General features: G+C 70.3%; 29 protein-coding genes. 12 read left to right on the top strand and 17 right to left on the bottom strand.

Features of this window, described 5'->3' with window-relative positions:
• Positions 1 to 58: 58 nt before the first annotated feature.
• On the bottom strand, positions 59 to 532 hold the full coding sequence (locus tag FB559_RS05190) for an Lrp/AsnC family transcriptional regulator (RefSeq protein ID WP_141953854.1): 474 nt from the start codon (positions 530 to 532) through the stop codon (positions 59 to 61).
• Positions 533 to 688: 156 nt separating this feature from the next.
• Here FB559_RS05190 and FB559_RS05185 point away from each other — a divergent pair, with 156 nt between their 5' ends.
• Positions 689 to 1,573 (top strand): phenylalanine 4-monooxygenase, encoded by an 885-nt coding sequence (locus FB559_RS05185; RefSeq protein WP_141953852.1) that lies wholly within the window; start codon positions 689 to 691, stop codon positions 1,571 to 1,573.
• A 15-nt stretch (positions 1,574 to 1,588) separates the two neighbouring features.
• On the opposite strand, the gene rsgA is transcribed toward FB559_RS05185, so the two are convergent.
• Entirely contained in the window at positions 1,589 to 2,581 is a 993-nt protein-coding gene (gene rsgA, locus FB559_RS05180) for a ribosome small subunit-dependent GTPase A (protein WP_141953849.1), read from the bottom strand.
• 2 nt (positions 2,582 to 2,583) lie between these two features.
• On the bottom strand, positions 2,584 to 3,834 hold the full coding sequence (gene aroA / locus FB559_RS05175) for a 3-phosphoshikimate 1-carboxyvinyltransferase (RefSeq protein ID WP_141953847.1): 1,251 nt from the start codon (positions 3,832 to 3,834) through the stop codon (positions 2,584 to 2,586).
• Positions 3,835 to 3,990: 156 nt separating this feature from the next.
• Here aroA and FB559_RS05170 point away from each other — a divergent pair, with 156 nt between their 5' ends.
• Positions 3,991 to 4,692: an ATP-binding cassette domain-containing protein gene (locus FB559_RS05170; protein ID WP_185792050.1), complete on the top strand. Its 702-nt coding sequence runs from the start codon at positions 3,991 to 3,993 to the stop codon at positions 4,690 to 4,692.
• On the opposite strand, the gene FB559_RS05165 is transcribed toward FB559_RS05170, so the two are convergent.
• Positions 4,679 to 5,251 carry a DoxX family protein gene (locus tag FB559_RS05165; RefSeq protein WP_246121359.1) on the bottom strand — a complete coding sequence of 191 codons (573 nt, stop codon included), beginning with the start codon at positions 5,249 to 5,251 and terminating at the stop codon, positions 4,679 to 4,681. The genes FB559_RS05170 and FB559_RS05165 overlap by 14 nt on opposite strands.
• Before the next feature lie 54 nt (positions 5,252 to 5,305).
• On the opposite strand from FB559_RS05165, the gene FB559_RS05160 reads away from it, so the two are divergent.
• Complete coding sequence (locus FB559_RS05160; RefSeq protein WP_141953843.1) at positions 5,306 to 6,232, top strand: SOS response-associated peptidase; 927 nt, start codon at positions 5,306 to 5,308, stop codon at positions 6,230 to 6,232.
• A 20-nt stretch (positions 6,233 to 6,252) separates the two neighbouring features.
• Positions 6,253 to 6,585, top strand: coding sequence for a TraR/DksA family transcriptional regulator (locus FB559_RS05155; protein ID WP_141953841.1), 333 nt, complete (start codon positions 6,253 to 6,255; stop codon positions 6,583 to 6,585).
• 115 nt (positions 6,586 to 6,700) lie between these two features.
• Here FB559_RS05155 and FB559_RS05150 read toward each other — a convergent pair whose 3' ends face one another.
• Positions 6,701 to 7,468, bottom strand: coding sequence for a class I SAM-dependent methyltransferase (locus tag FB559_RS05150; protein ID WP_141953839.1), 768 nt, complete (start codon positions 7,466 to 7,468; stop codon positions 6,701 to 6,703).
• A 235-nt stretch (positions 7,469 to 7,703) separates the two neighbouring features.
• Between FB559_RS05150 and FB559_RS05145 the strand changes: the two genes are divergently transcribed.
• From FB559_RS05145 to FB559_RS05120, 6 genes are all read left to right on the top strand, one after another.
• On the top strand, positions 7,704 to 8,324 hold the full coding sequence (locus tag FB559_RS05145) for a sigma-70 family RNA polymerase sigma factor (protein ID WP_281286225.1): 621 nt from the start codon (positions 7,704 to 7,706) through the stop codon (positions 8,322 to 8,324).
• Between the two features lie 37 nt (positions 8,325 to 8,361).
• Positions 8,362 to 8,628 carry a mycothiol system anti-sigma-R factor gene (rsrA, locus tag FB559_RS05140; RefSeq protein WP_141953834.1) on the top strand — a complete coding sequence of 89 codons (267 nt, stop codon included), beginning with the start codon at positions 8,362 to 8,364 and terminating at the stop codon, positions 8,626 to 8,628.
• Positions 8,629 to 8,882: 254 nt separating this feature from the next.
• The gene (locus tag FB559_RS05135) at positions 8,883 to 10,226 is read left to right on the top strand and encodes an HD-GYP domain-containing protein (RefSeq protein ID WP_141953833.1); all 1,344 of its coding nucleotides are present in this window, start codon (positions 8,883 to 8,885) and stop codon (positions 10,224 to 10,226) included.
• Positions 10,227 to 10,254: 28 nt separating this feature from the next.
• Positions 10,255 to 11,520, top strand: a complete 1,266-nt coding sequence (locus FB559_RS05130) for an HD-GYP domain-containing protein (protein ID WP_141953831.1) — start codon at positions 10,255 to 10,257, stop codon at positions 11,518 to 11,520.
• A gap of 93 nt (positions 11,521 to 11,613) precedes the next feature.
• Positions 11,614 to 12,942, top strand: a complete 1,329-nt coding sequence (locus FB559_RS05125; protein WP_141953829.1) for an acetyl-CoA carboxylase biotin carboxylase subunit — start codon at positions 11,614 to 11,616, stop codon at positions 12,940 to 12,942.
• A 69-nt stretch (positions 12,943 to 13,011) separates the two neighbouring features.
• Entirely contained in the window at positions 13,012 to 13,224 is a 213-nt protein-coding gene (locus FB559_RS05120; protein WP_141953827.1) for a biotin/lipoyl-binding carrier protein, read from the top strand.
• 18 nt (positions 13,225 to 13,242) lie between these two features.
• Here FB559_RS05120 and bsaP read toward each other — a convergent pair whose 3' ends face one another.
• Together bsaP and FB559_RS05110 are read right to left on the bottom strand one after the other, a co-directional pair.
• Positions 13,243 to 13,443, bottom strand: coding sequence for a biotin synthase auxiliary protein BsaP (bsaP, locus tag FB559_RS05115; protein ID WP_141953825.1), 201 nt, complete (start codon positions 13,441 to 13,443; stop codon positions 13,243 to 13,245).
• A 49-nt stretch (positions 13,444 to 13,492) separates the two neighbouring features.
• A complete protein-coding gene (locus FB559_RS05110; protein ID WP_221639890.1) occupies positions 13,493 to 14,044 on the bottom strand; it encodes a GNAT family N-acetyltransferase in 552 nt (183 codons plus the stop codon).
• A 270-nt stretch (positions 14,045 to 14,314) separates the two neighbouring features.
• Between FB559_RS05110 and FB559_RS05105 the strand changes: the two genes are divergently transcribed.
• Entirely contained in the window at positions 14,315 to 14,914 is a 600-nt protein-coding gene (locus FB559_RS05105; protein WP_246121358.1) for an HAD domain-containing protein, read from the top strand.
• Here the strand turns inward: FB559_RS05105 and mctP are convergent.
• From mctP to FB559_RS05065, 8 genes are all read right to left on the bottom strand, one after another.
• On the bottom strand, positions 14,911 to 16,530 hold the full coding sequence (mctP, locus tag FB559_RS05100) for a monocarboxylate uptake permease MctP (protein WP_221639889.1): 1,620 nt from the start codon (positions 16,528 to 16,530) through the stop codon (positions 14,911 to 14,913). The genes FB559_RS05105 and mctP overlap by 4 nt on opposite strands.
• Entirely contained in the window at positions 16,530 to 16,754 is a 225-nt protein-coding gene (locus tag FB559_RS05095) for a DUF3311 domain-containing protein (protein WP_221639888.1), read from the bottom strand. Before FB559_RS05095 ends, mctP begins: the two co-directional genes overlap by 1 nt.
• Positions 16,755 to 16,897: 143 nt before the next feature.
• Positions 16,898 to 17,647 carry a hypothetical protein gene (locus FB559_RS05090; protein WP_141953819.1) on the bottom strand — a complete coding sequence of 250 codons (750 nt, stop codon included), beginning with the start codon at positions 17,645 to 17,647 and terminating at the stop codon, positions 16,898 to 16,900.
• Positions 17,648 to 17,718: 71 nt separating this feature from the next.
• A complete protein-coding gene (bioB, locus tag FB559_RS05085; protein WP_246121357.1) occupies positions 17,719 to 18,762 on the bottom strand; it encodes a biotin synthase BioB in 1,044 nt (347 codons plus the stop codon).
• 11 nt (positions 18,763 to 18,773) lie between these two features.
• The gene (gene bioD, locus FB559_RS05080) at positions 18,774 to 19,514 is read right to left on the bottom strand and encodes a dethiobiotin synthase (protein WP_141953815.1); all 741 of its coding nucleotides are present in this window, start codon (positions 19,512 to 19,514) and stop codon (positions 18,774 to 18,776) included.
• 59 nt (positions 19,515 to 19,573) lie between these two features.
• Positions 19,574 to 20,227, bottom strand: a complete 654-nt coding sequence (locus FB559_RS05075) for a Uma2 family endonuclease (protein ID WP_185792048.1) — start codon at positions 20,225 to 20,227, stop codon at positions 19,574 to 19,576.
• Between the two features lie 93 nt (positions 20,228 to 20,320).
• Positions 20,321 to 21,073: a GntR family transcriptional regulator gene (locus FB559_RS05070; protein ID WP_185792047.1), complete on the bottom strand. Its 753-nt coding sequence runs from the start codon at positions 21,071 to 21,073 to the stop codon at positions 20,321 to 20,323.
• A 15-nt stretch (positions 21,074 to 21,088) separates the two neighbouring features.
• Complete coding sequence (locus FB559_RS05065) at positions 21,089 to 22,264, bottom strand: 8-amino-7-oxononanoate synthase (RefSeq protein WP_246121356.1); 1,176 nt, start codon at positions 22,262 to 22,264, stop codon at positions 21,089 to 21,091.
• Positions 22,265 to 22,303: 39 nt separating this feature from the next.
• Between FB559_RS05065 and FB559_RS05060 the strand changes: the two genes are divergently transcribed.
• The gene (locus tag FB559_RS05060; protein WP_141953809.1) at positions 22,304 to 23,803 is read left to right on the top strand and encodes a sensor histidine kinase; all 1,500 of its coding nucleotides are present in this window, start codon (positions 22,304 to 22,306) and stop codon (positions 23,801 to 23,803) included.
• 306 nt (positions 23,804 to 24,109) lie between these two features.
• On the opposite strand, the gene FB559_RS05055 is transcribed toward FB559_RS05060, so the two are convergent.
• Positions 24,110 to 24,364 (bottom strand): WhiB family transcriptional regulator, encoded by a 255-nt coding sequence (locus tag FB559_RS05055; RefSeq protein ID WP_141953807.1) that lies wholly within the window; start codon positions 24,362 to 24,364, stop codon positions 24,110 to 24,112.
• Between the two features lie 252 nt (positions 24,365 to 24,616).
• Positions 24,617 to 25,543 (bottom strand): diacylglycerol/lipid kinase family protein, encoded by a 927-nt coding sequence (locus FB559_RS05050; RefSeq protein WP_141953805.1) that lies wholly within the window; start codon positions 25,541 to 25,543, stop codon positions 24,617 to 24,619.
• Positions 25,544 to 25,612 lie beyond the last annotated feature (69 nt).

Raw genomic sequence — 25,612 nt, 5'->3', positions numbered from 1 at the left:
AGACAGAGCAGCCCCGCTTACGCTCCAAGATCTTCTACAGCGGCGGGTACGGGACGAACTAGCGTGGTGCCGCCCGGATGAGGGGTTCGACCCGGTACGGAACCTGCGTCGACAGCACCACGCTGGTGTCGGTCCGGTGCACCGCCGGCGAGGCCAGCACCGTGGCGATGATCTCCTGCAGGTGGTCGGTGCTCCGCGCCGCGACGCGGCACAGCAGGTCCGAGCTGCCGCTCGTGCCGTGCACCTCCAGGACCTCCGGAAGCGTCTGGAGATGCTGTACGGCCTCGGCCACGAGTCCCTGCGCGATCTGCAGGGACAGGAACGCCAGTACCGGATAGCCGAGGCGCGCCGGGCGTACGGTCGGGCCGAAGTCGGCGATGACCTCGCGGGCGACCAGTTTGTCCACGCGAGCCTGTACGGTGCCGCGCGCCACGCCGAGCAGGCGGGCCAGCTCGGTCAGCCCGACGCGTGGATGCGCTCTCATCGTCTCCAGCAGCCGGGCGTCGAGGGCGTCGATCTCACTGGGCGACATGACCAGAGATTAGCCGCGATATAGACCCGAATTAGGCGAATCGTCCAGATCATCTGTGCACTCTTGTCAGTCTCCGGGCACATCTGCTGTCCTCTCGTCGTGGCCCGCCGTCAACGGCGCCGGCGGGTCACGACGCCGAGCCTCCCGAGGAGCACGATGTTCGAAGAAGCCACCTACCTCGCTCCGATCGCCCAGGACGCCGACGGCGAGGTGGTCGTCCAGCTCTCCCGCAGCCACCCCGGCTTCGCCGACCCGGACTACCGCGCACGGCGCAACGCCATCGCCGCACTCGCCACCGCGTACGTGCCCGGCGACCCCATCCCGGCCGCGGAGTACACCCCCGCCGAGCACGAGGTGTGGCGCATCGTCTCCGGCGAGCTGGACATCAAGCACCGCAAGTACGCCGTGCGCGCCTACCTCGACGGCAAGGAGCGCCTGGGCCTGCCGGGCGACCGGGTGCCCCAGCTCGAGGAGGTCTCCGCGTGGCTGGAGCCGCTCACCGGCTTTCGCTACCTGCCCGCCGCGGGACTGGTGCCGCTGCGCGACTTCTACGGCACGCTGGCCGACTCGCGCTTCCATTCCACGCAGTACATCCGCCACCACACGGTCCCGCTCTACACCCCGGAGCCGGACGTCGTACACGAGGTGATCGGGCACGCGAACGCCCTGGCCAACGAGCGGTTCGCCGCGCTGTACCGGCTGGCGGGCGGGGCCGCGCGGCGGGTCGAGTCGGCGGAGGCGCTGGAGTTCGTCTCCAAGATCTTCTGGTTCACGATGGAGTTCGGCGTCATGGCCGAGGACGGTGAGCCGAAGGCGTACGGCGCCGGGATCCTGTCCTCGTACGGGGAGATCGAGGAGTTCCGCGGCATGGACATCCGGCCACTGGACCTCGCCGCGATGGGTGCGACGACCTACGACATCACCAAATATCAGGACGTGCTGTTCCTGGCGGAGTCCATGGACCAGCTCGAGGACGTCGTGGGGGGCTTCTGGGCATCGTGCGACGACGACTCGATCGCCGCGCTCGCCGCACGCCGGTAGGCGCGCGCGGCCGCGTCAGGCCTCGTCGGCGTCGCGGCTCGTGAGCAGGCGGCGCAGTGAGTCGAGGCGGGAGGGTGCGGCGTGGCCGGCCGCCACCCACGCGTCGAGCGCGCAGTCGTCCTGCAGGTGGGTGCAGTGCGTCGGGCAGTCCGTGGCGCCCTCGAGCAGGTCGGGGAACGCCGCCAGTACGTCCTCCGGCTTGACGTGGGCCAGCCCGAAACTGCGCACGCCCGGCGTGTCGATGATCCAGCCCTCGTCGCCCGGCAGCGCGAGCGCGATCGCGGACGAGGACGTGTGCCGGCCGCGCCCGGTCACGGGGTTGACCGCGCTCACGGCCCGCTCGGCGTCCGGCACGAGGGAGTTGACCAGCGTCGACTTGCCGACCCCCGAATGGCCGACCATGACGCTCATCCGCCCGGTCAGGTGGGTGCGCAGCTCGTCCACGGCCTCGTCCTTGCGCGTGACGACATGGGCGACGCCCAGCGGGGCGTACATCTCCTCCAGCGCGTCAGGGGAGGCGAGGTCGGCCTTGGTCAGGCACAGCAGGGGTTCGAGGCCCGCGACGTAGGCGGCGACCAGGCAGCGGTCGATCATGCGCGGCCTGGGGGGCGGATCGGCCAGCGCGGTGACGATGACCATGCTCTCGGCGTTGGCGACGATGATCCGCTCGATGGGGTCGCTGTCGTCCGCGGTGCGCCGCAGGGTCGAGACGCGGGGTTCGAGGCCGACGACGCGTGCCAGCGAGTCGGGCCGGCCGGAGACGTCGCCGACGAGGCGTACGCGGTCGCCGACCACCACACTCTTGCGGCCCATCTCCCGCGCGCGCATCGCGGTGACGGTGCGTCCGTGTTCGGCGACCAGGCACCGGTAGCGGCCACGGTCGACGGCCATCACGAAGCCGCCGATGGCGTCCTCGTGCGCAGGGCGGCGACGGGTACGCGGCCGGGATCCTTTCCCGGGACGTACCCGCACGTCATCCTCATCGAGTCTCGCCCAATCGCGCGCCATGCCTAACGCAGCATCTCCGCCCAGATCTCGCCGAACTCGGGAAGGGTCTTGCCGACCGTCCCGGGATTCTCCACCTCGACGCCGGGTACGGCCAGGCCGAGGACGGCGCCGGCCATCACCATCCGATGGTCGTCGTAGGTGTGGAACACCCCGCCGTGCAGCGGCCGTGGCCGGATCTCCAGACCGTCGGGAAGCTCGCGAACGTCGCCGCCCAGGCCGTTGATCTCGGCGGTCAGCGCCGCCAGCCGGTCGGTCTCGTGCCCGCGCATGTGCGCGATGCCGCGCAGCCGCGACGGGCCGTCGGCCAGCGCGGCGACGGCGGCGAGCACGCAGCTCAGCTCGCTGACGTCGCCGAGGTCGACGTCGATGCCGTGTATGGAGCCCCCGCGTACGGTCAGGTCCCCGTCCTCGCGGGTCACCGAGGCGCCCATCGCGGCGAGCAGGTGACGTAGCTCGTCGCCGGGCTGTGTCGTCTCGGCCGGCCAGCCGCGCACCGTCACGCGCCCGCCGGTCACCAGCGCGGCGGCCAGGAACGGCGCCGCGTTGGACAGGTCCGGCTCGACGTCGAACTCGCCGCCGCGCAGCGCGCCCGGCTGCACCCGCCACACGTCGGGGCCGGTCTCGACCGAGGCCCCCGCGTCGCGCAGCATCCGCACGGTCATCGCCAGGTGGGGGGCGGAGGGCACCGGCGGGCCCTCGTGGCGCACCTCCGCGCCCTTGCCGTAGCGGGGGGCGGCCAGCAGCAGGCCGGACACCATCTGCGACGAGCCCGAGGCGTCGATCGTGACCGACCCGCCCGGCACGGCGCCGGTGCCGCGCACCGTGAACGGCAGCGCGTCGCCCTCGACGTCGGCGCCGAGGACGCGCAGCGCGGCCAGGATCGTGCCCATCGGGCGCTTGCGGGCATGCGGGTCGCCGTCGAAGAGGATCTCCCCGGTGGCCATCGCGGCGACCGGGGGCACGAAGCGCATGACGGTGCCCGCCAGGCCGACGTCAAGTGTGGCGGGGCCGCGCAGCTCACCCGGCGTGATCCGCCAGTCGGCGCCCGCGTCCTCGACGCCCGCGCCGAGGGCGCGCAGCGCGCCGGCCATGAGCAGCGTGTCGCGGCTGCGCAGCGGGCGGCGTACGAGCGACGGGTCCTCGGCCAGTGCGGCGAGGACCAACGCGCGGTTGGTGATCGACTTCGAACCCGGCAACGCGACCGTGGCGTCGGTGGGCCCGTCGGCCGCGGGTGCGGGCCACATCTGAGGCATGACTGAAGGGTACCGGCCAATGACAGGGCGGGATCTTACGAAACCCCAAGGTGCCGGGACGGTCGTGGTCTGGGAATCGGGTGGTAGATCTCGCGGCGACTGTCGTACCCCGTGTCTACGGTGAGCTCACGGACCACGGATACAGGGGAGGCGGCAGTGGAAGCACCGCCATTGACACGCGACACCGCTCGGACACTGATCGCCGAGCCTCCGGCCCCGCTGCCGTTGCCGCCCGGCCCCTACGAGCTGCACGTCACGGGCCTGCGCACCCGCTGGCCGGACGGCGAGGCGGTCGCGCTGGACGACGCCGACCTGGTGCTGCCCGCCGGGCGGCGGGTGGCCCTGGTCGCCCGCGGCCGGGTCGGCACCTCGGCGCTGGCCGCGGTCCTGCTGCGGTTCCTCGACTACGAGGGCACCATCACGCTCAACGGCGTGGAGCTACGCGACCTGTCGGGTGACGACGTGCGCTCGGTCATCGGCCTGTGCGCACGCGACACGCGCATGCTGCCCGCCACGGTGGCCGGCAACGTACGCGTGGCCCGCCCGGACGCGACGGACGAGCAGGTCGCCGGCGCGATGCGGCGGGCCGGGCTCGACCTGCCCCCGGACCAGGCCATGGGCGAGCCGGACGGCGACGTACGCCAGCGCGTCGCACTGGCGCGGGCTCTGCTGGCCGATGTGCCCATCATCATCGTGGACGATCCGGATGACGGGCGCGCCGGCGACTCCGCGCTCACCGAGCTACTCGCGGCGGCGGAGGATCGTACGCTGCTGCTGGTCACGCACCGCGTGATTGTTCCCGGTGCCGCGCCGATCCTCCGTCACGTCGACGAGGTCATCACGCTCAGCGACCTGTGAGCTTCGCGGCCCTGCGCTGCGTCTGGGCGGCGTGCTTGGACGCCTTGCGCCGGGCGCGTTCGGCCTTGCGACCGGCCTCTGCCCTGGCGATCGCCGCCTGCATGCGCGCCTCGCGCAGTCCGGTCTTGGCCGCCTTGACCGGGCGGTGCCGGCTCGGCGCGGCCCCGGCGTACAGAAGCGCGCCGAACAGCCCGGCGTTCTTCAGCATCAGGGCGCGTTCGACGGCGCGGCTGCCCGGGTCGTCCTCCGACCAGAACTGGTGCTCGGTGAGCAGCGCGGGCACCATCTCGGCGGCGAGAAGGAGAGTCGTCAGGCGCTGGAACCTGCCCAGCGCGAACAGCGCCCCGGCGCCGAGGCTGATCGCTCCCTGGATACGTACGAGCGTCTCGGGATCCTTGGAGGGAAGCCACGACACCCGGTCCGCGAGCGGTTTGAGAGCGGGGCCGACCTTGTCCGCGCGGGGGGCCGGATTGCGCAATGTCTCGAGTCCGGTGACCATGAATGGTGCCGCGACGAGCGGTCGCGCGATGGTCCTGATGATCTGCATAACACCGGTCATGCCCATAGAAGGCGCGGCCAAGCACGGTTGGGAAAGAGAGGGGAGCCCCGGGCGATGTGCGGTCGGTACGCGTCGACGCGCGGACGGCAGGAGCTGGCCGACTTCTTCGGCATCGACGTCGACGACGCGGACGAGCTGGAGCCGGACTTCAACGTGGCGCCGACCAAGCCGGTGCCTATCGTCTTGACCCGCCTGAGCGGTGGCGACGCGGCGAGTGGTGCGGGGGAGGCGGGACGAGCCGCCGGCGCGGTGACCGAGGGGCGGACGCGAGCGGGAGGCGCACGCGGCAGCGACGCCGCCGGTCTGGGACGAGCCGCTGGGGAGCAGGAGCGGCCGGGAAGCGTGAGCGACGGTGCGGGGGGCGAGGAGCGAGCGGCCCGCGTGGAGCGGGCGCGACCGGAGAACGTGCGCGAGCTGCACGTCGCGCGATGGGGGCTCGTGCCGTTCTGGGCCAAGGACGTCTCGATCGGCGCCCGGCTGATCAACGCGCGGGTCGAGACCGCACACGAGAAGCCGGCGTTCCGCCGGGCCTTCGCGCTGCACCGCTGCCTCGTGCCCGCCGACGGCTACTACGAATGGCAGGCCACCGAGGACGGTGGCAAGCAGCCGCACTTCATCCGCCCCGCCGACGGGGGAGTGCTCGCCATGGCCGGCCTGTACGAGGTGTGGCGGTCACCGGACGCCGCCGGCGGGCGGGTGCTGAGCTGCACCATCATCACGACCGAGGCGACCGACGACGTGGGGCGCATCCACGACCGGATGCCGATGCTGGTCGAGCCGGACAGGTTCGGAGCGTGGCTGGATCCGGCTCTGACCCACCCTGATGAGGTGCGTTCTCTGCTGGTTCCGGCGGCCTCGGGGCGCCTGGAGTCCCATCCGGTGTCCACCGCGGTGAACAAGGTGACAAATAACGGGCCCGAACTGGTCAAGCCGGCGCCCCAAGTGGGTATTTCTTCTTCAGCTCCCCTCACTCTCTTCTGACCCACGCGTCGGAGGTGCGCATGAGCCTGGACACCGCGCAGAAGCGCCTGGATGAGATGCTCGCCGCCCTGGATCGCTCGATCGCGGTCCTGAAGGGCGAGCAACCGGAGGCCGAACACCACACGGCCGACGCGGGCGCGAGCCTGTCCGACACCGAACGGGTCGACGCCGCCCTGGACACGATGCGCCGCCAGCGGACGGAGGTCCTCGCCGCGCTGGGACGCGCGCGTGAGGGCACCTACGGCAAGTGTGTCGACTGCGGCCTGTCGGTGACGGAGGGACGCCTGGAGGCACGCCCCGAGGCGTCGCGCTGCGTGGCCTGCCAGGCAAAACGCGACCGCTCCCGCCGCTAGGGCGCCGTGCGGTAGGACGGGGATTCGTCAGACACGCCCCAGGGCGGGTCCGGCGGATCCCCTGTCCGAGCGCGCGACGCTCGCTGCGGATGGGGATTCTGAGAGAGCGCCCGGCTCACGCGTCGACCCTCTTGATGGCGCTGGCGACGAGGTGGATGCCCACCGGCTCGTCGCTCTGCGGTGCTGTCAGCTCGGCGCGTACGAGCCGGGTGAGCGCCTGTGGGCTCGAGCCGAGCACGTGTTCGACCGTCGAGGGGGACAGCGCCGTACGCGGCCTGATCCACTCGACCTCCAGGCCGCACTCGGTGAGGAGCTCGCGTAGCTGCTCCACGCCGAAGCACCGGGTGATCGAGCCGTCCGGCCAGGGCACGAGCACGACCTCCGAGCGTGGCACGTCGGACAGGTGGGCCCAGTAGTTCTGCTCGGCGAGGATGGCCATGCCGAGCACGAGGGAGTCGACGCTCAGCAGGACGCGGCCGCCGGGGCGCAGCACGCGGGCGATCTCGGCGACGACGTCCTCGGTGACCAGGTGGCGCGAGAGCATCCGCGCCTCGGCCACGACGGCGTCGAAGGAACCGGGGGCGAGGAACCCCAGCGAGACCGCGTCGGCCACGACCGTACGCGTGCGTTTCGGGCGCGGCGTGGCGCGGGGCGCGTCGCGTACTTCGACCACGGTGTGGCCCGCGTTGGCGGCCTGGTCGGCGTACCGCGCCTGGGATCCGGACAGGTCGAGAATCCGCGACGGCCGGCGAGGCAGCCATCGAGACAGCTGCGCGGCCGCTACGGCCCAGTAGAAGGTCCAGTAGCTCGCGAGCGTCTCGGCCTCGCCGACTGCGGGATGCTTCGCCGGAATGGACAGCACGGCGGCTCCTCGGGGATGCATTTCTCCCAATCCTTCCCTGTTGGCGGTACGCGCTCACACTTCATGCCGGTTTCCCCCGCTCCCGGGAATCCCGCGGACGCCTTGCGCGTTGCACAGCGTCATAACGGACACTGGTCTGGGAAAGTTCGAGGTGATGATGGCCGTCTTGCTGGCGGACCGGCACGAGACGCCGGCGGCCCACCCGCTATCGTCTGGAGCGTATGGTTTCGATGCCGGGATCGGCGCTACGGAGGAGGTGGGTCAGGTACCCGAGGCAGTAGAGACTCTGGAGCAGCGCACACGCCGTTTCGAGCGTGACGTGCTCCCGTTCCTCGACCAGCTGTACTCCGCCGCGTTGCGCATGACGCGCAACCCCGCCGATGCGGAGGACCTGGTTCAGGAGACGTTCGCCAAGGCGTTCGGATCCTTTCACCAGTTCCAGGAGGGCACGAACCTCAAGGCCTGGCTCTACCGCATTCTCACCAACACCTTCATCAACTCCTACCGCAAGAAGCAGCGGGAGCCGAAGCAGTCGGCGTCGGAGGAGATCGAGGACTGGCAGCTCGCCCGGGCCGAGTCGCACACGTCGACCGGGCTGAAGTCCGCGGAGGCCGAGGCTCTCGAACACCTTCCGGACTCCGATGTCAAGAGGGCGTTGCAGGCATTGCCCGAAGATTTCCGTATGGCGGTCTATTTCGCCGATGTCGAGGGCTTCGCCTACAAGGAGATCGCCGACATCATGGGCACTCCGATCGGCACGGTGATGTCCCGGCTGCACCGCGGCAGGCGTCAGCTCCGGTCGATGCTCGAAGACTATGCGCAGGACCGCGGGCTCGCCCGCGCGAACGGAGGCCAGAGCAAGGAGGATTCCGCATGAGCGAGCGGAAGCCCCTGCCTCCAGATGAGGTGGCGAAATGAGCTGCGGAAAGCCTCACGAGACCCCGTGCACCGAGGTGCTCGCCCGTATCTACTCCTATCTCGACGGGGAGCTGGACGAGCACGGGTGCTCCGACATGAGGCAGCATCTCGACGAGTGCGGTCCCTGCCTGCGGGAGTACGGCCTGGAGGAGTCGGTCAAGAAGCTCGTGCACAAGAGCTGCGGCTGCGACCCGGTGCCACAGGATCTCAGGGCGAAGGTGCTCGTGCGTATTCAGCAGGTCCGCGCCGACCTTGTCGACTGACCGAATCTCCGCCGAAGAGCGTCCACTCAGACCCTAGGTGACGATTCATTCACGCTTTGCTCACGTTTCCCTGCGCGTCTGCGCCATGTGGCCCGGTCGGGTTAGGCTTACCACCGATTCTTCGAGCGTCCATCGAAGACGGGCGGTGAGTCGGGTACGGACGAGCTTCCCTGAGCAGGGAGCTCACTGGGGAGGCAGAGAAGAATGCGTCAAGGCGTGTCCTGGGCTTAGCCCATAACCTCGTGGGGGCGGCATTGCGTGGACTACCCCTCGCCGCGCGGGCATATGTATGCACGGTCGTCGTGCTCGCGGCATTCTCCATCGGCCTCTCGTCCTTCCACGGCATCGACTGGACCACACTCGCCGTTCTCGCGCTTCTCTCGGTGATCTGTGAGTCCGCGCCGGCCCCGCTCGACAGCAAGAACGCCCGCGTCTCGCTGAGCTACTCGGCCGGCCTGGCCTCGGTCATCCTGCTCGGCCCGGCCGGCGCCGCGATGGTGGGCGCCTCGGCGATCTTCGCCGGGCGGCGCGACATCGGCCTGGTGAAGCGCCTCTTCAACGGCGCACAGTTCGCGCTCGCCGGATACCTCGCGGGCGTCGTCTACATCGCGGCCGGTGGCGAGACCGGCAAGCCGACCAACGGCTCTTTCCCCGGCATCATCACGCCGTACGTCGGCGCGGTCGTCACCTACGTCGCCGTCAACTTCGCCCTCGTGGCGGTCGTCCTCGTGCTGACCAAGCTCGCGCCGCTGTGGGGGTTCCAGTGGCGGCCCATCGGCAGCCTCGCCGCCGGCCAGCTCGCGTACGGCATGTTCGGCCTGCTGATCGCGGCGCCGTGGGGGCTCATCGGGCCCTTCTCCGCGGTGCTGGTGCTGCTGCCGATGCTGCTCGCCCGCTGGGCGTTCGAGCAGACCAGCGCCCAGAAGCGCGCCCACGCCGCCACCATCGCCGCGCTCTGCCAGGCGGTGGAGACCAAGGACTACTACACGCGCGGCCACAGCGAGCGCGTGTCACGCGGCTCGGCGATGATCGCCCAGGCGATCGGCATGCCGCCCTCACGGGTGGGCGCGATCCGCTACGCCGGGATGCTGCACGACGTCGGCAAGCTCGGCGTGCCGACCAAGGTGCTGCAGAAGGCCGGTGACCTCACCGAAGAGGAGTTCGCCGCGATCCAGCTCCACCCGATGCGCGGCCTGGAGATCGTCCGCGAGATCGGCTTCCTCGACGAGGCCCTCGCCGGCATCATGCACCACCACGAGCGGATGGACGGCACCGGCTACCCCATGGGCCTGGCCGGCGGGGAGATCCCGGAGTTCGCCCGTGTCATCTCGGTGGCCGACGCCTTCGACTCGATGACCTCCAACCGGTCCTATCGCGCCGCCCGTTCCCTCGAGGAGGGCATCTCCGAGCTGCGGCGCTGTGCCGGCACGCACTTCGATCCCGCTCTGGTCGAGGCGTTCATCGCCGCCCTCGAGAGCGAGGGATGGACCCAGCCCGAGCCGGTCTGCCCGCCGGAGGGCGAGGAGATCGAGACCACCCAGCAGGACCACGACGACCCCAGCACACCGCTGCGCGTGGCGAGCGAAGGCGTCCGGTGACACGGGTGACCGGCGAGGGCACTGCGGCATGAGCGCGACGGCAGGCCGGCAGCGGCCGGCGTGGCAGTCGCTCGACTCCGGTCAGCTCCTGCTGATCGCCGTGGCGGGAATGCTCGTCATCGCCTCCGTCACCCAGGTCGGCGCCGTTGGCCTGAAGGACTCGCGCACGGCCATCATGTTCGGCGCGCTGATCGCGGTCGGCGAGCTGCTCCGGATGATCATGCCCGGCAACCGCGAGGTGGCCCCGATCGCCAGCGCCGGCTCCCTGGGGTACGCACTCCTCCTGCGGGTGGGCAACGAACCGGCCGCGCACTCGGCCTTCCAGGTCGTGACCGTCACGGCCTGCGGCACGCTCGTCGGGGCGCTGCCGCACATCGCCGTCGGCCGGATCCCGGCGCTCGACGCGATGGCCCGCCGGATCCTCAGCCCGGCGCTCGTGGCGTTCATCTTCCGCCCGCTCGTCACCTCGTCGCTGCGGCATCACTGGCCCGTGCTCATCACCGTGATGGCGCTGACCGTGATGCTCGCCTGCGCGGCCGAGGTCGTGGCCGCCGCGACCATCCGCGCCGAGGCCGTACGCACCCGGTTCGGGATCGCCCTGGGCGACGAGATCTGGGCGAAGGTCCCGCTGTGCGCCGCCTCGGGAGCGACCGGCATGCTCATCGCGGTGAGCATGTTCGTGATGGGACCGGTGGCCCTGCTGGTGTTCACCGCGCCCATCCTCGTGACGCAGTTCGCGTTCCGGCGCTTCGCCGGCATCCGGGCCACCTACCTGCAGACCGTACGAGCCCTGTCCCAGGTCACCGAGGTCGGCGGATACGTCGAGACGGGCCACTCGAGGCGTGTCAGCGAGCTGGCCGTCGCGATGGGACGCGAGCTGGGCATGACCGAGGAGGCGCTGCTCGAGCTCGAGTACGCCGCGCTCATGCACGACATCGGCCAGCTCTCGCTGCGTGACCCGATCCCGGGCGGCGCGACCGTGCTGGCCTCACCCAACGAACAGCGCCGCATCGCCGGCCTCGGCGCCGGAGTGATCACCAAGACCGGTGTCCTCCACGAGGTCGCCGAGATCGTACGCCGCCAGTCCGAGCCCTACCGCGCGGCCGAGGGGTCGGCGCCACCGCTGGCCAGCCGCGTCATCAAAGTCGCCAACGCCTACGATGATCTCGTCGGGGCGTCATCGGACCGCGACCGGTCCGCCGCCGTGCTCGAACGCCTGCGGGGGGATTCGGCCGCGGAGTACGACCCGACCGTGGTCGAGGCTCTCGGCCACGCCGTCGACCGCATCCGCTGACAAGGCGGTCACAGGAGTTTTTGTCGGCGGGAGACGCACTCCGCCGGGTGGCGCGTGGTTATTCTTCCTGGGCTGACGAAATGAGGAGGACTGGTGTTCGAGTCGGTGTTGGTGGCCAATCGAGGCGAGATCGCCCGGCGGGTGATCCGAACCGTGCGTGCGCTCGGGATCAAGGCGATCGCGGTCTACTCCGAGGCCGACGCCGACCTCCCGTACGTCGCCGAGGCCGACGAGGCGGTGCTCATCGGCCCCGCACAGCCCGCGAAGAGCTATCTCGACGTCGACGCGGTGATGGAGGCCGCGAGGCGTACCAACGCCCGTGCCATCCACCCCGGCTACGGCTTCCTGGCCGAGAACGCCGCGTTCGCCCGCAGGGTCAACGACGACGGGCTGATCTGGATCGGCCCGCCGGCGGACGCGATCACCGCGATGGGCGACAAGATCAGCGCGCGCAACCTCATGGAGCAGGCGGGCGTCCCGGTCGCGGCCGGCACCCGCGAGCCGGTGCCCGACGCCGACGCCGCGGTCGCCGCCGGCCTCGGCTACCCGGTCATGGTCAAGGCGTCCGGCGGGGGCGGCGGCATCGGCATGAGCGTCGCCTACGACGAGGCCGGGCTGCGCAAGGCCTTCGAGACCGCGCGTACGCGAGCCGAGCGGTTCTTCGGAAACTCCGACATCCTGCTCGAACGCTTCGTCGAGCGCGCCCGCCATGTCGAGATCCAGATCCTCGGGCTCGCCGACGGCACGGTGGTGGCGCTCGGCGAGCGTGACTGCTCGGTGCAGCGCCGGCACCAGAAGGTCGTGGAGGAGACGCCGTCCACCGGGGTCGGGCCGGAACTGCGCGCCCGCATGCTCGCCGCGGCCGTACGCGCCGGTGAGGCGGTCGGCTACCGCGGCGCCGGCACCGTCGAGTGCCTGGTCGACCCGGTGGCACAGGAGTTCGTCTTCCTCGAGATGAACACCAGGCTCCAGGTCGAGCACCCGGTCACCGAGCTGGTGACCGGCATCGACCTGGTGGAGCAGCAGCTGCTCATCGCCGCGGGGGAGCCGGTGACGTTCACCACCGCCGCGCCGCGCGGGCACGCGATCGAGTTCCGTGTGTACGCCGAGGACCCCAAGCGGTTCCTGCCCAGCCCCGGCGACATCACGGTCTGGGAGGAGCCGTCCGGAGACGTCATCCGGGTCGACTCGGGCTACCAGGCGGGCAACAAGGTCACCCCGTTCTACGACCCGCTGCTGGCCAAGCTCTGCGTGTACGGCGCGGACCGCGCGCAGGCCCTCGCCACGGCGCGCACGGCGGTCGAGGGGTTCCGTATCGAAGGACTCAAGACCAACCTGCCATTCTTTGCGGAGCTGCTGGCGAACCCCGAGTTCGTCTCCGGTGACTACGACACGGGTCTCGTGGAGCGGATGCGCGCGTGATGACCTGGTCGGACGATTTGATCGACAAGCGCGTCCGGTACACGCCGGCGCCCGAGGAGAGGAGCCGCGTTGTCTGAGGTACGCGCGGAAATGGTGGCGAACGTATGGAAGGTCGTCGCCGCCGAGGGGGACACGGTCGAGGAAGGTGACACGCTCGTCATCCTCGAGTCGATGAAGATGGAGATCCCGGTGCTCGCCGAGGACTCCGGCACGCTCGTCAGTCTCAAGGTCGCCGAGGGTGACGTCATCCAGGAAGGCGACCTGATCGCCGTCATCGAGTAGCCGCCTGGGGCCCGGTCGTCAGGACGCCGGGCTCACCGCCGTGCGGATGCCGTGCCTGGTGCAGTCGGCGGTCCAGCCACCGGGCGTGACCTGGACGACCATGCGGCGGCGGCACTCGGCGCAGTAGCGCGGCGGCTCCATCTCCCGCGCGGCCAGGCATCCCTCGTGCTCGCCGGTCGTCAGCGGGTCTCCGCAGTGGTCGCAGTATGTCGCCGTCACGGTGCAGCAGCGTACTCCCCAGGGCCGGGCCAGGAGGCCGGTGGCGGCCTCAGAGAGCCAGCGCGTACGTGAGGAGCTCGACGCCGGGCTGTGGCTGCCAGTCGCGCTCTGGCGTCCGCGCGAAACCCAGCCGCCGGTAGATCCGGTGCGCCGCGTGCATCATGGGCTCGGTCGACAGGCGAAGGGTCACGCAGCCGTCCTCGCGGGCGCGGGCGACGCAGTGGCGTACGAGCGTCTCGCCGATGCCGAGCCCGCGTACGGCCGGCACCACCGCCAGCATCCGGAACTCCGCCTCACCGGGCACCGTGAGCTGCGCCCAGGCGCTGCCGTGCGGGCAGTAGGTGACCGTCCCGGCCGTTTCCCCGTCGTGCATGGCCACGAGGAGCTCCGCCTCGCGTGCGCGGGAGGCGGCGTCGCGCAACCGCGTGATGTAGGTGCTGTTGGGACTGATGTACCCGGCGGCGACATAGATGGCCGCGGTGAGCTCGCCGACCCGGATCAGCTCGTCCTGCCGCGCGATCCGGATCTCGATGTCGGCCGACGGCGCGGGAGGAGGCGAATATGGGGGCTCTGCCGGTTCTGACCGGGTCTCCTCACTCACGGGTTGAGCCTAGAACACTACAAAGCGGGATCGGTCACCCGGTCCGGGAAGGCGGGGAACAGGTCCCCTTTTGTGGTGGGAAAGCCGCAGGTCAGACTCCCCGTGCGGGGAACTAGCCGTCCTTTGTCCGGGTCGACCCTGCGTGTGGACCTGGGGTCCGCCGGGCGACGGGTGGCCTGCCGTGGCCCGGGGCGGGCGGCCGTGCACCGGTGCGACGTCGCGCACCGGACGCGTCGCCTGCCGATGACCGCCACCGCTATCGTGCCGGCGGTGAATGGTGCCGCAGGCCGTCCGCTGCTCTTCCTCGACGTCGACGGACCACTGATTCCGTTCGGGATCGACCCGGAGCGGCCCCCGGACGGGCCGCCGGCATGTCAGGCCGGGCCGGAGCCGCCGGGGGTATCCGCGAATCCGCTCCTGGCCAGGCTCGACCCCGAGCACGGGAGGCGGCTGTCGGCCCTGCCCTGTGACCTGGTGTGGGCCACGACCTGGATGGCGGACGCGAACGACGAGATCGCCCCACGGATCGGCCTGCCCGAACTACCGCTGGTGACCTGGCCCGATTCGCCCGAGGACGACGAGGGCCTCGACGGGCTGCACTGGAAGACCCGTGGCCTGGTCGAGTGGGCCGCCGGACGCGCGTTCGTCTGGGTCGATGACGAGATCACCGACAGGGATCAGGCCTGGGTGTCGGCACACCACAGGGGGCGGGCTCTCCTTCACCGCGTGGACCATCGTCGCGGCCTCACCGACGAGGACTTCGAGGTCATCGGTCGATGGCTGGCGCGCTCATGGAGCCAAGCGCGGGACACGAAGGCCTCCTGCCGGCGGAGCCGTCGCCCGGCGGCTCCGCACGACGGGATGCCCTAGTCGGTGACGAGCTCGGGAAGTTCCTTCACGCCCGGGTCGTCGGCGTCGGCCGTGTAGTCGGCGGGGTCGGTCTCGTCCCCGCCGACCGGCAGCCCGATCGCCTTGAAGATCGTGGTCAGGAGCAGGACGACGATCATGTTGATCACGAAGGCGGTCAGCGCGATGTAGGCGGTGTGGTGGAGGAACGGCACGTCGGCGGTGGACTGGGCGAAGTGCTTCTGTGCCGGTGAGTGCTGCTGGTAGGCGACCACGGTGCCGTACACCATGGCGGCCGCCCAGCCGGCGAGCAGCGCCCAGCGATGGAACCAGCGGGTGTAGAGCCCGAGGGTCAGTGACGGGAAGGTCTGCACGATCCAGATGCCGCCGAGGAGCTGCAGGTTGATCGACAGGGTCTTGTCGAACGCGAGTACGAAGACCAGTGCGCCGACCTTGACCAGCAAGGACACGATCCTGGCGACGCGTGTCTCCTCGGCCGGTGAGGCGCCGGGCCGCAGGAACTCCTTGTAGACGTTGCGGGTGAACAGGTTCGAGGCGGCGATCGACATGATCGCCGCCGGGACGAGCGCGCCCACGGCGATGGCCGCGAAGGCCACGCCGGCGAACCAGCTGGGGAACACGTGGTCGAACAGGGTCGGCACCGCGAGCTGAGGGTTCTTGGCGGCCCTGACCGCCGCGGCCACGTCCGGCTTGGCGAGGGCCATGTAGCCGAGAAGGGCGAGAAACCCGAGCAGCAGGGAGTACGCCGGGAGCAGCGCGGCGTTCCGTTTGATCACGTTGCGCCGTCCCGCCGCGAGCGTCCCGGTGACGGTGTGCGGGTAGATGAACAGCGCCAGCGCCGACCCCATCGCCAGGGTGCCGTACGCCCAGTGGGTCATGTCATTGGTGATGAGCGAGCCGCTCGGCTTACCCGTGGCGGGGTTGGGTTTGGCCAGACTCGTCTGTGCGCTGTCGAAGATGTGACCCCAGCCGCCCAGTTTCGTCGGGATGTAGAGGACCGCCACGATGATCACGAGATAGATCAGGGCGTCCTTGACGAACGCGATGAGCGCCGGGGCGCGCAGGCCCGAGGTGTAGGTGTAGGCGGCCAGTACCGCGAACGCGATGAAGAGCGGGAGATCCTTGGCGAGCCCGGTGCCCTTCACCCCGATGACGGTCAGAACCGCCTGGATGCCGACGAGCTGAAGTGCGATGTAGGGCATCATCGCCATGATCCCGGTGACCGCGACGGCCAGCCCCAGCGACCTGGACCCGAACCGGCCACGTACGAAGTCGGCCGTCGTGACGTAGCCGTGGACGTGGGAGACCGACCACAGCCGCGGGCCGACCAGGAACACGATCGGGTAGGCGATGGCGGCGTACGGCAGGGCCCAGAAGCCCATGGCCCCGCCGGCGAAGACGGCCGCCGGTACGGCGATGAACGTGTACGCCGTGTAGAGGTCGCCGCCGAGCAGGAACCACGTGGTGAACGTCCCGAAACGGCGGCCGGCCAGCCCCCACTCGTCGAGGTGCATGAGGCTCTGCCCGCGCCGCCAGCGCGCGGCCGCGAACCCCATCGCCGTGACGAGGACGAAGAAGACGATGACGATGGTGAGCTCAACGCCGTTGACGTCGTCCATCACTCGCCCCCTTCGTTCGCCGGGTCCGAGGCCGGGGCGTCACCGCGGGGGCGCGTGAGCAGGTAGGCGATCCCGATGAACACCCCTGTGATGATCACCCAGAGGAGCTGCCACCAGTAGAAGAACGGGAATCCGGCGAGGCGCGGCTTGACTCTCGCATAACTCGGAACGGCGAGGTAGGCGACGAATGGCGCGATCAGCAGAACCGCGACCACGATTCGCACGACGGGGCTGGTCGAACGTGGATCACCTTGAGGCATCGGAGGCCCTTTCGAAACATTGTTTCGCTCGGGGCCACTTTGAAGGCGGGTGATTACGTTTCGGCCGCCCCAGATCACGAGTCGGTAACGGTCCGCCCTGTGAAGCCTCAGCGGCTGAGCGCGGCGCAGTCACGCTCGTCGGGCAGCAGTGGCCGGATCCTCACCCGGAAGGACTTCCCGCGGTCGTTCCACTGCGTACGGGCCGTGGCGAGCCGCTGGGCCTTGGCGGCATCCGCGCCGGTGAGCACGGTGCAGCCGCTCGTCCCGACCCGTTTGCCGGAGGTCAGCGGGCCGTAGGGCCACTTCGGGCCGGAGCCCGGCGAGGCGACCGCCAGCACCGCGACCCGCGACGGACGGTACGCCACGGGAGCGGAGGCCTGGTCACCGCGCGGCCAGTTCGCCGGGACGAGCCGCGCGAGGAACTTCTTGGCCGGATCGTCTGCCCGACCACCCTCCTGGATGACCTTCGTCGTACGCGCCCGGCCGCCGGTCACGAAGGTGATGACCTTGTAGGTCCCGTCGGAGATGTTCGGGTCGTCGACGGTGCGCGGGGTCGCCAGCCCGGCCTTGGACGCGTCGCTGACGAGCCGCCGCAGGGCCTGGTGCGTGAGGTGGTACTCGGTCGGCTCCCGGCCGCCGGTGACGGCGCGCCCGTCGCCGTACAGGGAGAAGTCCGGCACGGTGCCGGGGCCGCCCAGGCCGGCGAAGCCTCCCGTGGTCATCGTGCGCAGCACGAGCGTGTCCGCCGAGCCGAGGCTCGGGGACGTGGAGTCGCCGACCTGGGCCTGGGAATCTCCGGCGCACCCGGAAACGAACAGTGCGACGCCGCTGAGGGCCGCCCCGACCGCGTTCCTCATCATGACCACCTTTGTTCGGTGACAGTTGATACTGCTGTCCGAACTTTGACGGTAGCGGGCGCCGGATGGTTCTAGAGAGTTTGTGACAGTGCCTTGATCGGCATTTTCAGTTCACCCAGCATTTCCAGGTCGCTGCCGGTCGGGCGGCCGAGCGTGGTGAGGTAGTTGCCGACGATGATCGCGTTGATCCCGCCGAGCATGCCCGACTTGGTGCCCAGGTCGCCGAGCGTCAGCTCGCGGCCCCCCGCGTACCGCAGGATGGTCCGCGGCAGCGCGAGCCGGAACGCCGCGATGGTCTTGAGCGCCTCGGCGCCCTCGACGAGGGGATACCCGGCGAACGGCGTGCCGGGCCGCGGGTTGAGGAAGTTGAGCGGCACCTCGTCGGGCGCGAGCTCACCGAGCTGCGCGGCGAACTCGGCCCGCTGCTCGATCGTCTCGCCCATGCCGACGATGCCGCCGCAGCACAGCTCCATGCCGGCGGCGCGCACCATCTCGCAGGTCTCCCAGCGCTCCTCCCACGTGTGGGTGGTCACGACGTTGTGGAAGTGGGACTTGGGCGCCTCGAGGTTGTGGTTGTAGCGGTGGACGCCCATCGCCGCCAGCTCGTCGACCTGTTCCTGCGTCAGCATGCCGAGCGAGCACGCGATGTTGATGTCCACCTCCTTGCGGATCGCCGCGACACCTTCGCGTACCTGGCTCATGAGCCGGTCATCGGGCCCGCGTACGGCGGCGACGATGCAGAACTCCGTCGCGCCCGTCTCGGCGGTCTCCTTGGCGGCCCGTACGAGTGAGGGGATGTCCAGCCACGCGGTGCGTACGGGGGACTCGAACTGCCCCGACTGCGAGCAGAAGTGACAGTCCTCCGGGCAGCCGCCGGTCTTGACCGAGACGATGCCCTCGACCTCGACCTCGGGCCCGCACCACCGCATGCGCACCTCGTGCGCGAGCGCGAGCAGGTCCTCGACACGGTCGTCGGGAAGCGTCAGGCATTCGTAGATCTGCTGCTCGCGGAGTCCTTCGCCCTGTTCGAGCACCTGCGCACGCGCGATGGCGAGGATGTCGGTCGGTGCACCGTCGGTCGTGGGCGGCGCCGGGGTCTCGCGAATGTCGCTCACGGCTCTTCCTCTCATGGGGTCAGTTCCCCGTACGTCTGCGTACGGGCATGGCAATCCTCCCGGAAGCTGCCCGGGTCGAAGACTCCGCCGAGGTGCGGAGCGAGGCCGTCACGTGCGGCGAGCAGGAACTCCGGGCCGCCCAGGCGCCCGGAGCCCTCGGGCAGCACCCCGGAGAGCGGGCGCGCCGCGATGGTCTCCAGGTCACGGACGTTGCACAGGTCGTCCAGGAGAGGGCGGCGCGGCCACGCCCCGATGACGATCCCGGCCAGTTCGACGCCGCGGCCGGCCATGGCCTCCAGCGTCAGCGCCGTGTGGTTGAGCGTGCCGAGCCCCGGCCGTACGGTGACGAGCACGGGAGCCCGGAGGGCATGGGCCAGGTCGGCGAGCGTGGCACCCTCGTCGTCGTAACGCACCAGGAGCCCGCCCGCGCCCTCGACGATGACCAGGTCCCGGTCGAGCGAGGTGATCTGCTCGGCACAGTTCGCGAGATCGAGTGGCGGCAGCCCGGCCAGGCGTGCCGCCGAGGCGGGCGCGAGAGCGGCGGCGTAGCGGGCGAACTCATGCAGATCGGTGAGACCGGCCAGCCTGCGCACCTCGTCCAGGTCGCCGGCCACCCCGGGACGCACCCCGGTCTGGGCGGGCTTGACCACCGCCACCGAGGCCCCGCGCGTACGCGCCAGCGCCGCCACCGCGGCCGTCACGACCGTCTTTCCCACACCGGTATCGGTCCCGGTCACGACGAGCACACTCACTCGCGCGACTCTAGCGACTCACCTGATGTCGGGTTCTCCCCGGGGCGGCCGGGCGTCCGTCAGCCGTCCCAGGGCCGCCAGGCGTCGGTGACGATCTCGAGCCCGAAGGGTTCCGGCAGGCGGATCGTCTCACCGAACTTCCAGGACTCGAAGTGCAGATAGGCGCCCGAAGCCGGATCCGGGTCGGAGTAGAGAACGGTCTGCGCGCTGCGGGGAGCCCGGTCGACCAGGAGGTAGTACGGCAGGCCCACCTGGGCGTAACCGTTCCATTTGGTGCCTGTCGAACGACTCAGGGCCGGTTGACGATCGTCGGCGGCGTTCGACCGTGACGTGACCTCCAGAACCAGCCCCACCTGATCGGGAAGCAGATGCCGGGCCTGCGCCTCGCGCGCCTTGTCGGAGGTATCGACGTCCAGGACGATGAGATCCGGGATGTAACCGTCACGGATCTCGCTCAGATTCAGGTCCATGGTGTGCACACAACGCCACCGGAATCCCGGATCGGCCATTTCCGCGGCGAACAACGCGCGCTGAACGTCCTGGACGATCAGGTTGTGATCATATGTCGGCCCCGGCGACACGACCATCTCCCCTCCGACGACCTCAACCTTGGTGCCGTCGTTGGGGAGGTGAAGCTGCTCGGCGAGCTCGTCGCGCAGCCACAGGTTGTACGGCGTGTCCGGCAGCGTGTAGTAATGGGCGACTGCGCTCACGTTGTGTGACTCTCCCCTCACGATCAGCTCCGGTCATCGTAGGGATTCTGCTCGCTCAGCGTACCCAGATCGGCCGAAGTAGCCGGGGAGGTGTCAGGGGGTCTCGCGCTGGCGGCGGAGGCGGGTGACGAACTTGTAGCGGTCGCCGCGGTACAGCGACTGGGCCCATTCGACCGGTTCGCCGTCTGTGTCGAAGGCGTGGCGGGACAGCAGGAGGAGCGGCAGGCCGACGTCGACGCCGAGGAGCTGTGCGTCGTCCGGGGTGGCCAGCACGGTCTCGATGGTCTCCTCCGCCTCGGCCAGGTGCACGTCGTACGCGGTGGCGAGGGTCTCGTACAGGGACCGGTGGCGCGGAAGCTCCTTGCGCAGGCCGGGGAAGCGGCGGGCCGGCAGCAGCGACGTGTCGATCGACATCGGCTCGCCGTCGGCCAGCCGGAGACGGTGGATGCGCAGCGCGCGGCCGCCGGGGCGGATGGCGAGCAGCCGCGCGAAGCGTTCGTCGGCGGTGACGTAACCGATGTCCAGGATGCGCGTCTCAGGGTGCAGGCCGTGGTGGCGCATGTCCTCGGTGTAGCTGACGAGCTGCAGCTCCTGGGAGACCTTCGGCTTGGCGACGAACGTGCCCTTGCCCTGGATGCGCTGCAGGCGGCCCTCGATCACGAGCTCCGCCAGGGCCTGTCGTACCGTGGTCCGCGACGTGCCGTACTTTTCCGCGAGACTCCGCTCAGGCGGGAGCGGGCTTCCGGGCGGGAGCGCCTCGGTCAGCTCCACGAGGTGCTTTTTCAACCGGTAGTACTTGGGAACGCGAGGTTCCACCCCCAGCTCTGGTGCCCGCTCAGCCGTCACTCGCACTCCTCACGTTCACCGCCGCGTCGCTTCGGCGTTACGAGCAGAGTACGGGCCGATCTGCTCCTTGACACCAGTCAGCGCACGGGTGACCGTTGTGAGTTCTGCCTCGTCCAGGCTCGCTCGTGCGGTCAGGCGGAGGCACGCGCGGCCGTACGGAACCGAGGGCGGGCGAAAGCAGCCCACCCGTACGTCGTACCCCGAACAGATCTCCGCCGCGCGCACCGCGTCGTGCGGATCGCCGATGATGACCGGGACCACGGCGGCCGCCGGTGAGGTCGTCTCCAGACCGAGCGCGTCCGCGATGCCGGCCAGGCGGCGGGCACGGTCCCGCGCGCGTTCGGCCAGCGCGGGCTCGGCGGCGAGCACGTCGAGCGCGGCGGCCGCCGCTCCGGCGGACGCGGGGGCGAGCCCGGTGTCGAAGACGAACGAACGCGCCGTGTCGACCATCGTCTCGATGACCTGCGGAGCGCCGAGCACCGCGCCGCCCTGGGACGCCAGCGACTTGGACAGGGTCACCGTCAGGATCACGTCGGGCTCGCCGGCGAGCCCGGCGGCGTACGCCGCGCCGCGTCCGCCCGGTCCGACGACGCCGAGCGCGTGCGCCTCGTCGATGACGAGCAGCGCGCCCCGGCTGCGTACGACGGCGTGCAGCTCGCGCAGCGGCGCGAGGTCACCGTCGACGGAGAAGACCGCGTCGGTCACGACGACCGCGTCCCTCGCGCCGTCGAGCGCGGCGTCCACGGCGGCGACGTCGCGGTGCGGCGTGACCACGACCGGGCATCGGGCGAGGCGGCAGCCGTCGATGAGGGAGGCGTGGTTGCCCTGGTCGGAGACGATCAGGCCGGGGCGCAGGGCGGTGAGCACGCCGAGGTTGGCGAGGTAGCCGGAGGAGAAGACGAGCGCGTCCGGCATGCACGTGAACTCGGCCAGCCGCGCCTCGAGCGCGGTGTGGAGTCCGGTGGTGCCGGTGACGAGTCGTGATCCGGTCGATCCGGTACCCCAGGTGCGTACGGCCTCGATCGCGCCCTCGGCCAGCCGCGGGTCGCGGGACAGCCCGAGATAGTCGTTCGAGGCCAGGTCGAGCGTCCCAGATTGAAAATGGCCGGGCTCGCGGGGCCGCAGAGTACGGCGCAGGCCTGCGGCCGTACGCTCACGCGTCGCGGCCGTCAGCCGTTCCAGAGGATCCACGCGCCGAATCATGCCAGTTCCACCTGCGATGATGCAGTCGTGCCCACGCTGAGCGACCTGATCAAGAAGCACACCGACCTCGACACCGCGGACCTGGAGTGGATCCACTCGCTGGTGTCGGACTGGCAGCTGCTCGCCGATCTGTCCTTCGCCGACCTCGTCCTCTGGGTGCCGCTGGGCTCCGAGGCCGCGCGCGGTGCGGAGAAGGAGAGCTGGGTGGCGGTGGCCCAGATCCGCCCCACGACCGGGCCGACCGCCTACCCGGAGGACCTCGTCGGGGTGGTGGCCGGCAAGGGGCGGCGCAACCTCGTCGACATCGCCTACCGCGAGGGACGCATCTGCCGCGAAGGCGACCCGGAGTGGGGGAGCGGCATCCCGGTACGCGAGGAGTCCATCCCGGTACGGCGTGGCAAGCGGATCCTCGGCGTCATCCAGCGCAGCACGAACCTGAGCTCGGCCCGTACGCCGAGCCGGCTCGAGCTGACGTACCTGCAGAGCGCCAGCGACCTGGCGAAGATGATCAATGACGGGCGGTTCCCGTTCCCCGAGCAGGAGCCCAACCTGGCCCGTTCACCCCGTGTGGGCGACGGTCTGCTGCGCATCGACCGCGAGGGACGCGTGCTGTACGCGAGCCCGAACGCCCAGTCGGCCTACCGGCGCCTCGGTCTCGCCACCGACCTGTCCGGCGCGCACCTGGGCGAGATGACGGCACGGATCAACACCGCGCCGGTCGACGACTCCCTGGCGATGGTCGCCGGTGGCCGTGCGGCCCGCGAGACCGAGGTCGAGGCGAACGGCGCGGTCGTCCAGCTCCGTGCCATCCCTCTCATCGTCGACGGTCACCGCACCGGCGCGCTCGTCCTGCTGCGCGACGTCACCGAGCTGCGCTGGCGCGACCGTGAGCTGATGACCAAGGACGCGACGATCCGCGAGATCCACCATCGGGTGAAGAACAACCTGCAGACGGTGGCGGCGCTGCTGCGCCTGCAGGCCCGGCGCTTGCAGGTGCCGGAGGGGAGAGACGCGCTGGAGGAGGCGGTACGCCGGGTCGGCTCCATCGCGATCGTGCACGAGACGCTCTCCCACACCCCGGAGGAGCTGATCGACTTCGACGACATCGCCGACCGGGTGATGGCCATGGCGGGTGAGGTGTCCGCGCCGGAGACCCGCGTACGGCCCAAGCGGATCGGCGGTTTCGGGGTCCTGCCCGCGGCCATCGCGACGCCGCTCGCGATGGTGCTGACGGAGCTGCTGCAGAACGCCCTGGAGCACGGGCTCACGGACAACTCCGGGCTCCTGGAGGTCGTGATCACGCGAAGCGGCGAGCGGCTGGGCGTCGTCGTGGCCGACAACGGAGTGGGCCTGCCGGAGGGATTCGACGTGGAGTCGGCGGCGAGCCTGGGCCTGCAGATCGTCCGGACACTGATCGTGGGGGAGCTGGGCGGCGTCCTCGAACTCCGCCGCCGAGACGGCGGAGGCACGGAGGTCACGCTGGACATCCCGCTGGACCGGGCACAGCGAACTCCCCAGAGCGGCTGAGCACTTCGGAGGCGTGGGAGGTCACCGGCCGGGGAAGTTATCGTCGGGGAGTTCTCAGCTCGAGGAGGCCACAGATCACCAACGTGACCTGCACGGACACCGCACCCCGCCCCACCGGCAGTGGGCGGTGGTTTGCGCCTTCGCTCCCACCGCCGCGCCGGACGGGCTCAGGTGGTGTCCCGGTCACACCCGGTCGGCGGAGCGGGGCTGGGAAGAACTCAGCGCCCGTGGCAGGGCCACGGGCGCTGGAGGCAGCCGACGAGCCGCGGGTCCACGTTGGGAGGCGCGGTGTCGGGTAGAGAGATTTCAGACGTGGGCGCGGGCGCGAGCGCGGGCGCGGCGGCGCTTCAGGGCGCGGCGTTCGTCCTCGCTCATGGCGCCCCAGACGCCGGCGTCCTGGCCGGAGCCGAGCGCCCACTGCAGGCACGACTCGGTCACCGGGCAGCGGCGGCACACCTGCTTGGCCTCTTCGATCTGCACAAGCGCGGGGCCGGTATTGCCGATCGGGAAGAACAGCTCGGGGTCCTCGTCACGGCAGGCAGCGCGGTGGCGCCAGTCCATGCGGTCCACTCCTTCTTCAAGCGTGAAGCCATGACTCCACTTGTGAACGGTTTCACGATGTAACCCACAGCCGGGTGCTGTTCGGCTTGGCCCCGGGAAGAGTTGTATGGCGCGCGGGGGTGTCATCCCATGTCCCGCGCCTCTTTAGAGATTCGCAGGGCCTCCGGAGGGGCGCAAGGCCTTTGAGAAAGTTTTCTCAAAGTATGGCTGTCGGATGTGTCACACAACCGAAACACCTACCGGGCATGTGTCCTAAATCACGATGCGTATCGCTTTAGGAACCGAACGGAACGTGACAAAGTCCCGCTGGCCCAGGTAGTCGCCGTCCACCTGGAAGGCAATGGGACGGTGGGAACGCAGGGTGAATTCGGGAAGATCGTGCAGGCCGAGGATGTGGCTGCCCCGAGGTAGCCGGTTGAACGGCGGGACGATCTGGGCCAGCACCCCCAGCGTCGACAGCAGGTCGAACCTCCGCAGCGCGAACAGGTCCAGCCCCGTCGCGAAGCTCGCCCGCGGGCTCGGGTCGATCGGCCACCGGCCCGCGTACGTCCACGGGGCGGTGTTGGAGATGATTCCGAGGAAGATGTGGCCGAGCGGCGGCTTTCCGGGCGCCTCCAGCGTGAGCGCGGGCCGCCGCCGGTCGGTCAGCACGAAGTACTGCCGCACCGCCGTACGCGTGTAGAGCGTCGAATGCGCCCGTGAGCCGGAGTTGCGAAGCTCCTCCACGGCGTGCACGACCTCGGCGTCCAGCCCGAGGCCCGCGCAGAACGTGAAGTAGCGGGAGCCCGCCTGGCCGAGAGAGACCGTACGGCTGCGGCCGGCGCGCAACGCCTCCAGCACCTGCCCGGCCGCGTCGAGCGGATTGTTCTGCATGCCCAGGGCACGGGCGAAGACGTTCGCGCTGCCCGACGGGACGACCGCGAGCGCCGGCAGGTCCGGTGACGGGCCATTGGCCAGGAGGCCGTTGACCGCCTCGTTGACCGTGCCGTCGCCGCCGAGCGCGATCACCACGTCGTACCCCTCACTCACCGCCTGCGCGGCGAGTTCGGTCGCGTGGCCGCGTCGCTGAGTCTCGGCCAGTTCCAGCCGAACCTCACCGGCGAACGCGCGCATCAGTACGTCCCTGGCTCGCCGGGAGGTCGTCGTCGCCTTGGGATTGGCGATCAGAAGTGCACGCACGTGCAAAAGAGTAGCTTCCACACCTCTTGCGTCGATCGCGCACCCTCGGTGACGGGTCCCCGCTGACCC

It is taken from the genome of Actinoallomurus bryophytorum (assembly GCF_006716425.1).
GTDB classification, from domain to species: Bacteria; Actinomycetota; Actinomycetes; order Streptosporangiales; family Streptosporangiaceae; genus Actinoallomurus; species Actinoallomurus bryophytorum.
The sequence above is the reverse complement of the archived record's forward strand: the minus strand, read 5'-3'. Positions and strand labels throughout refer to the sequence as shown.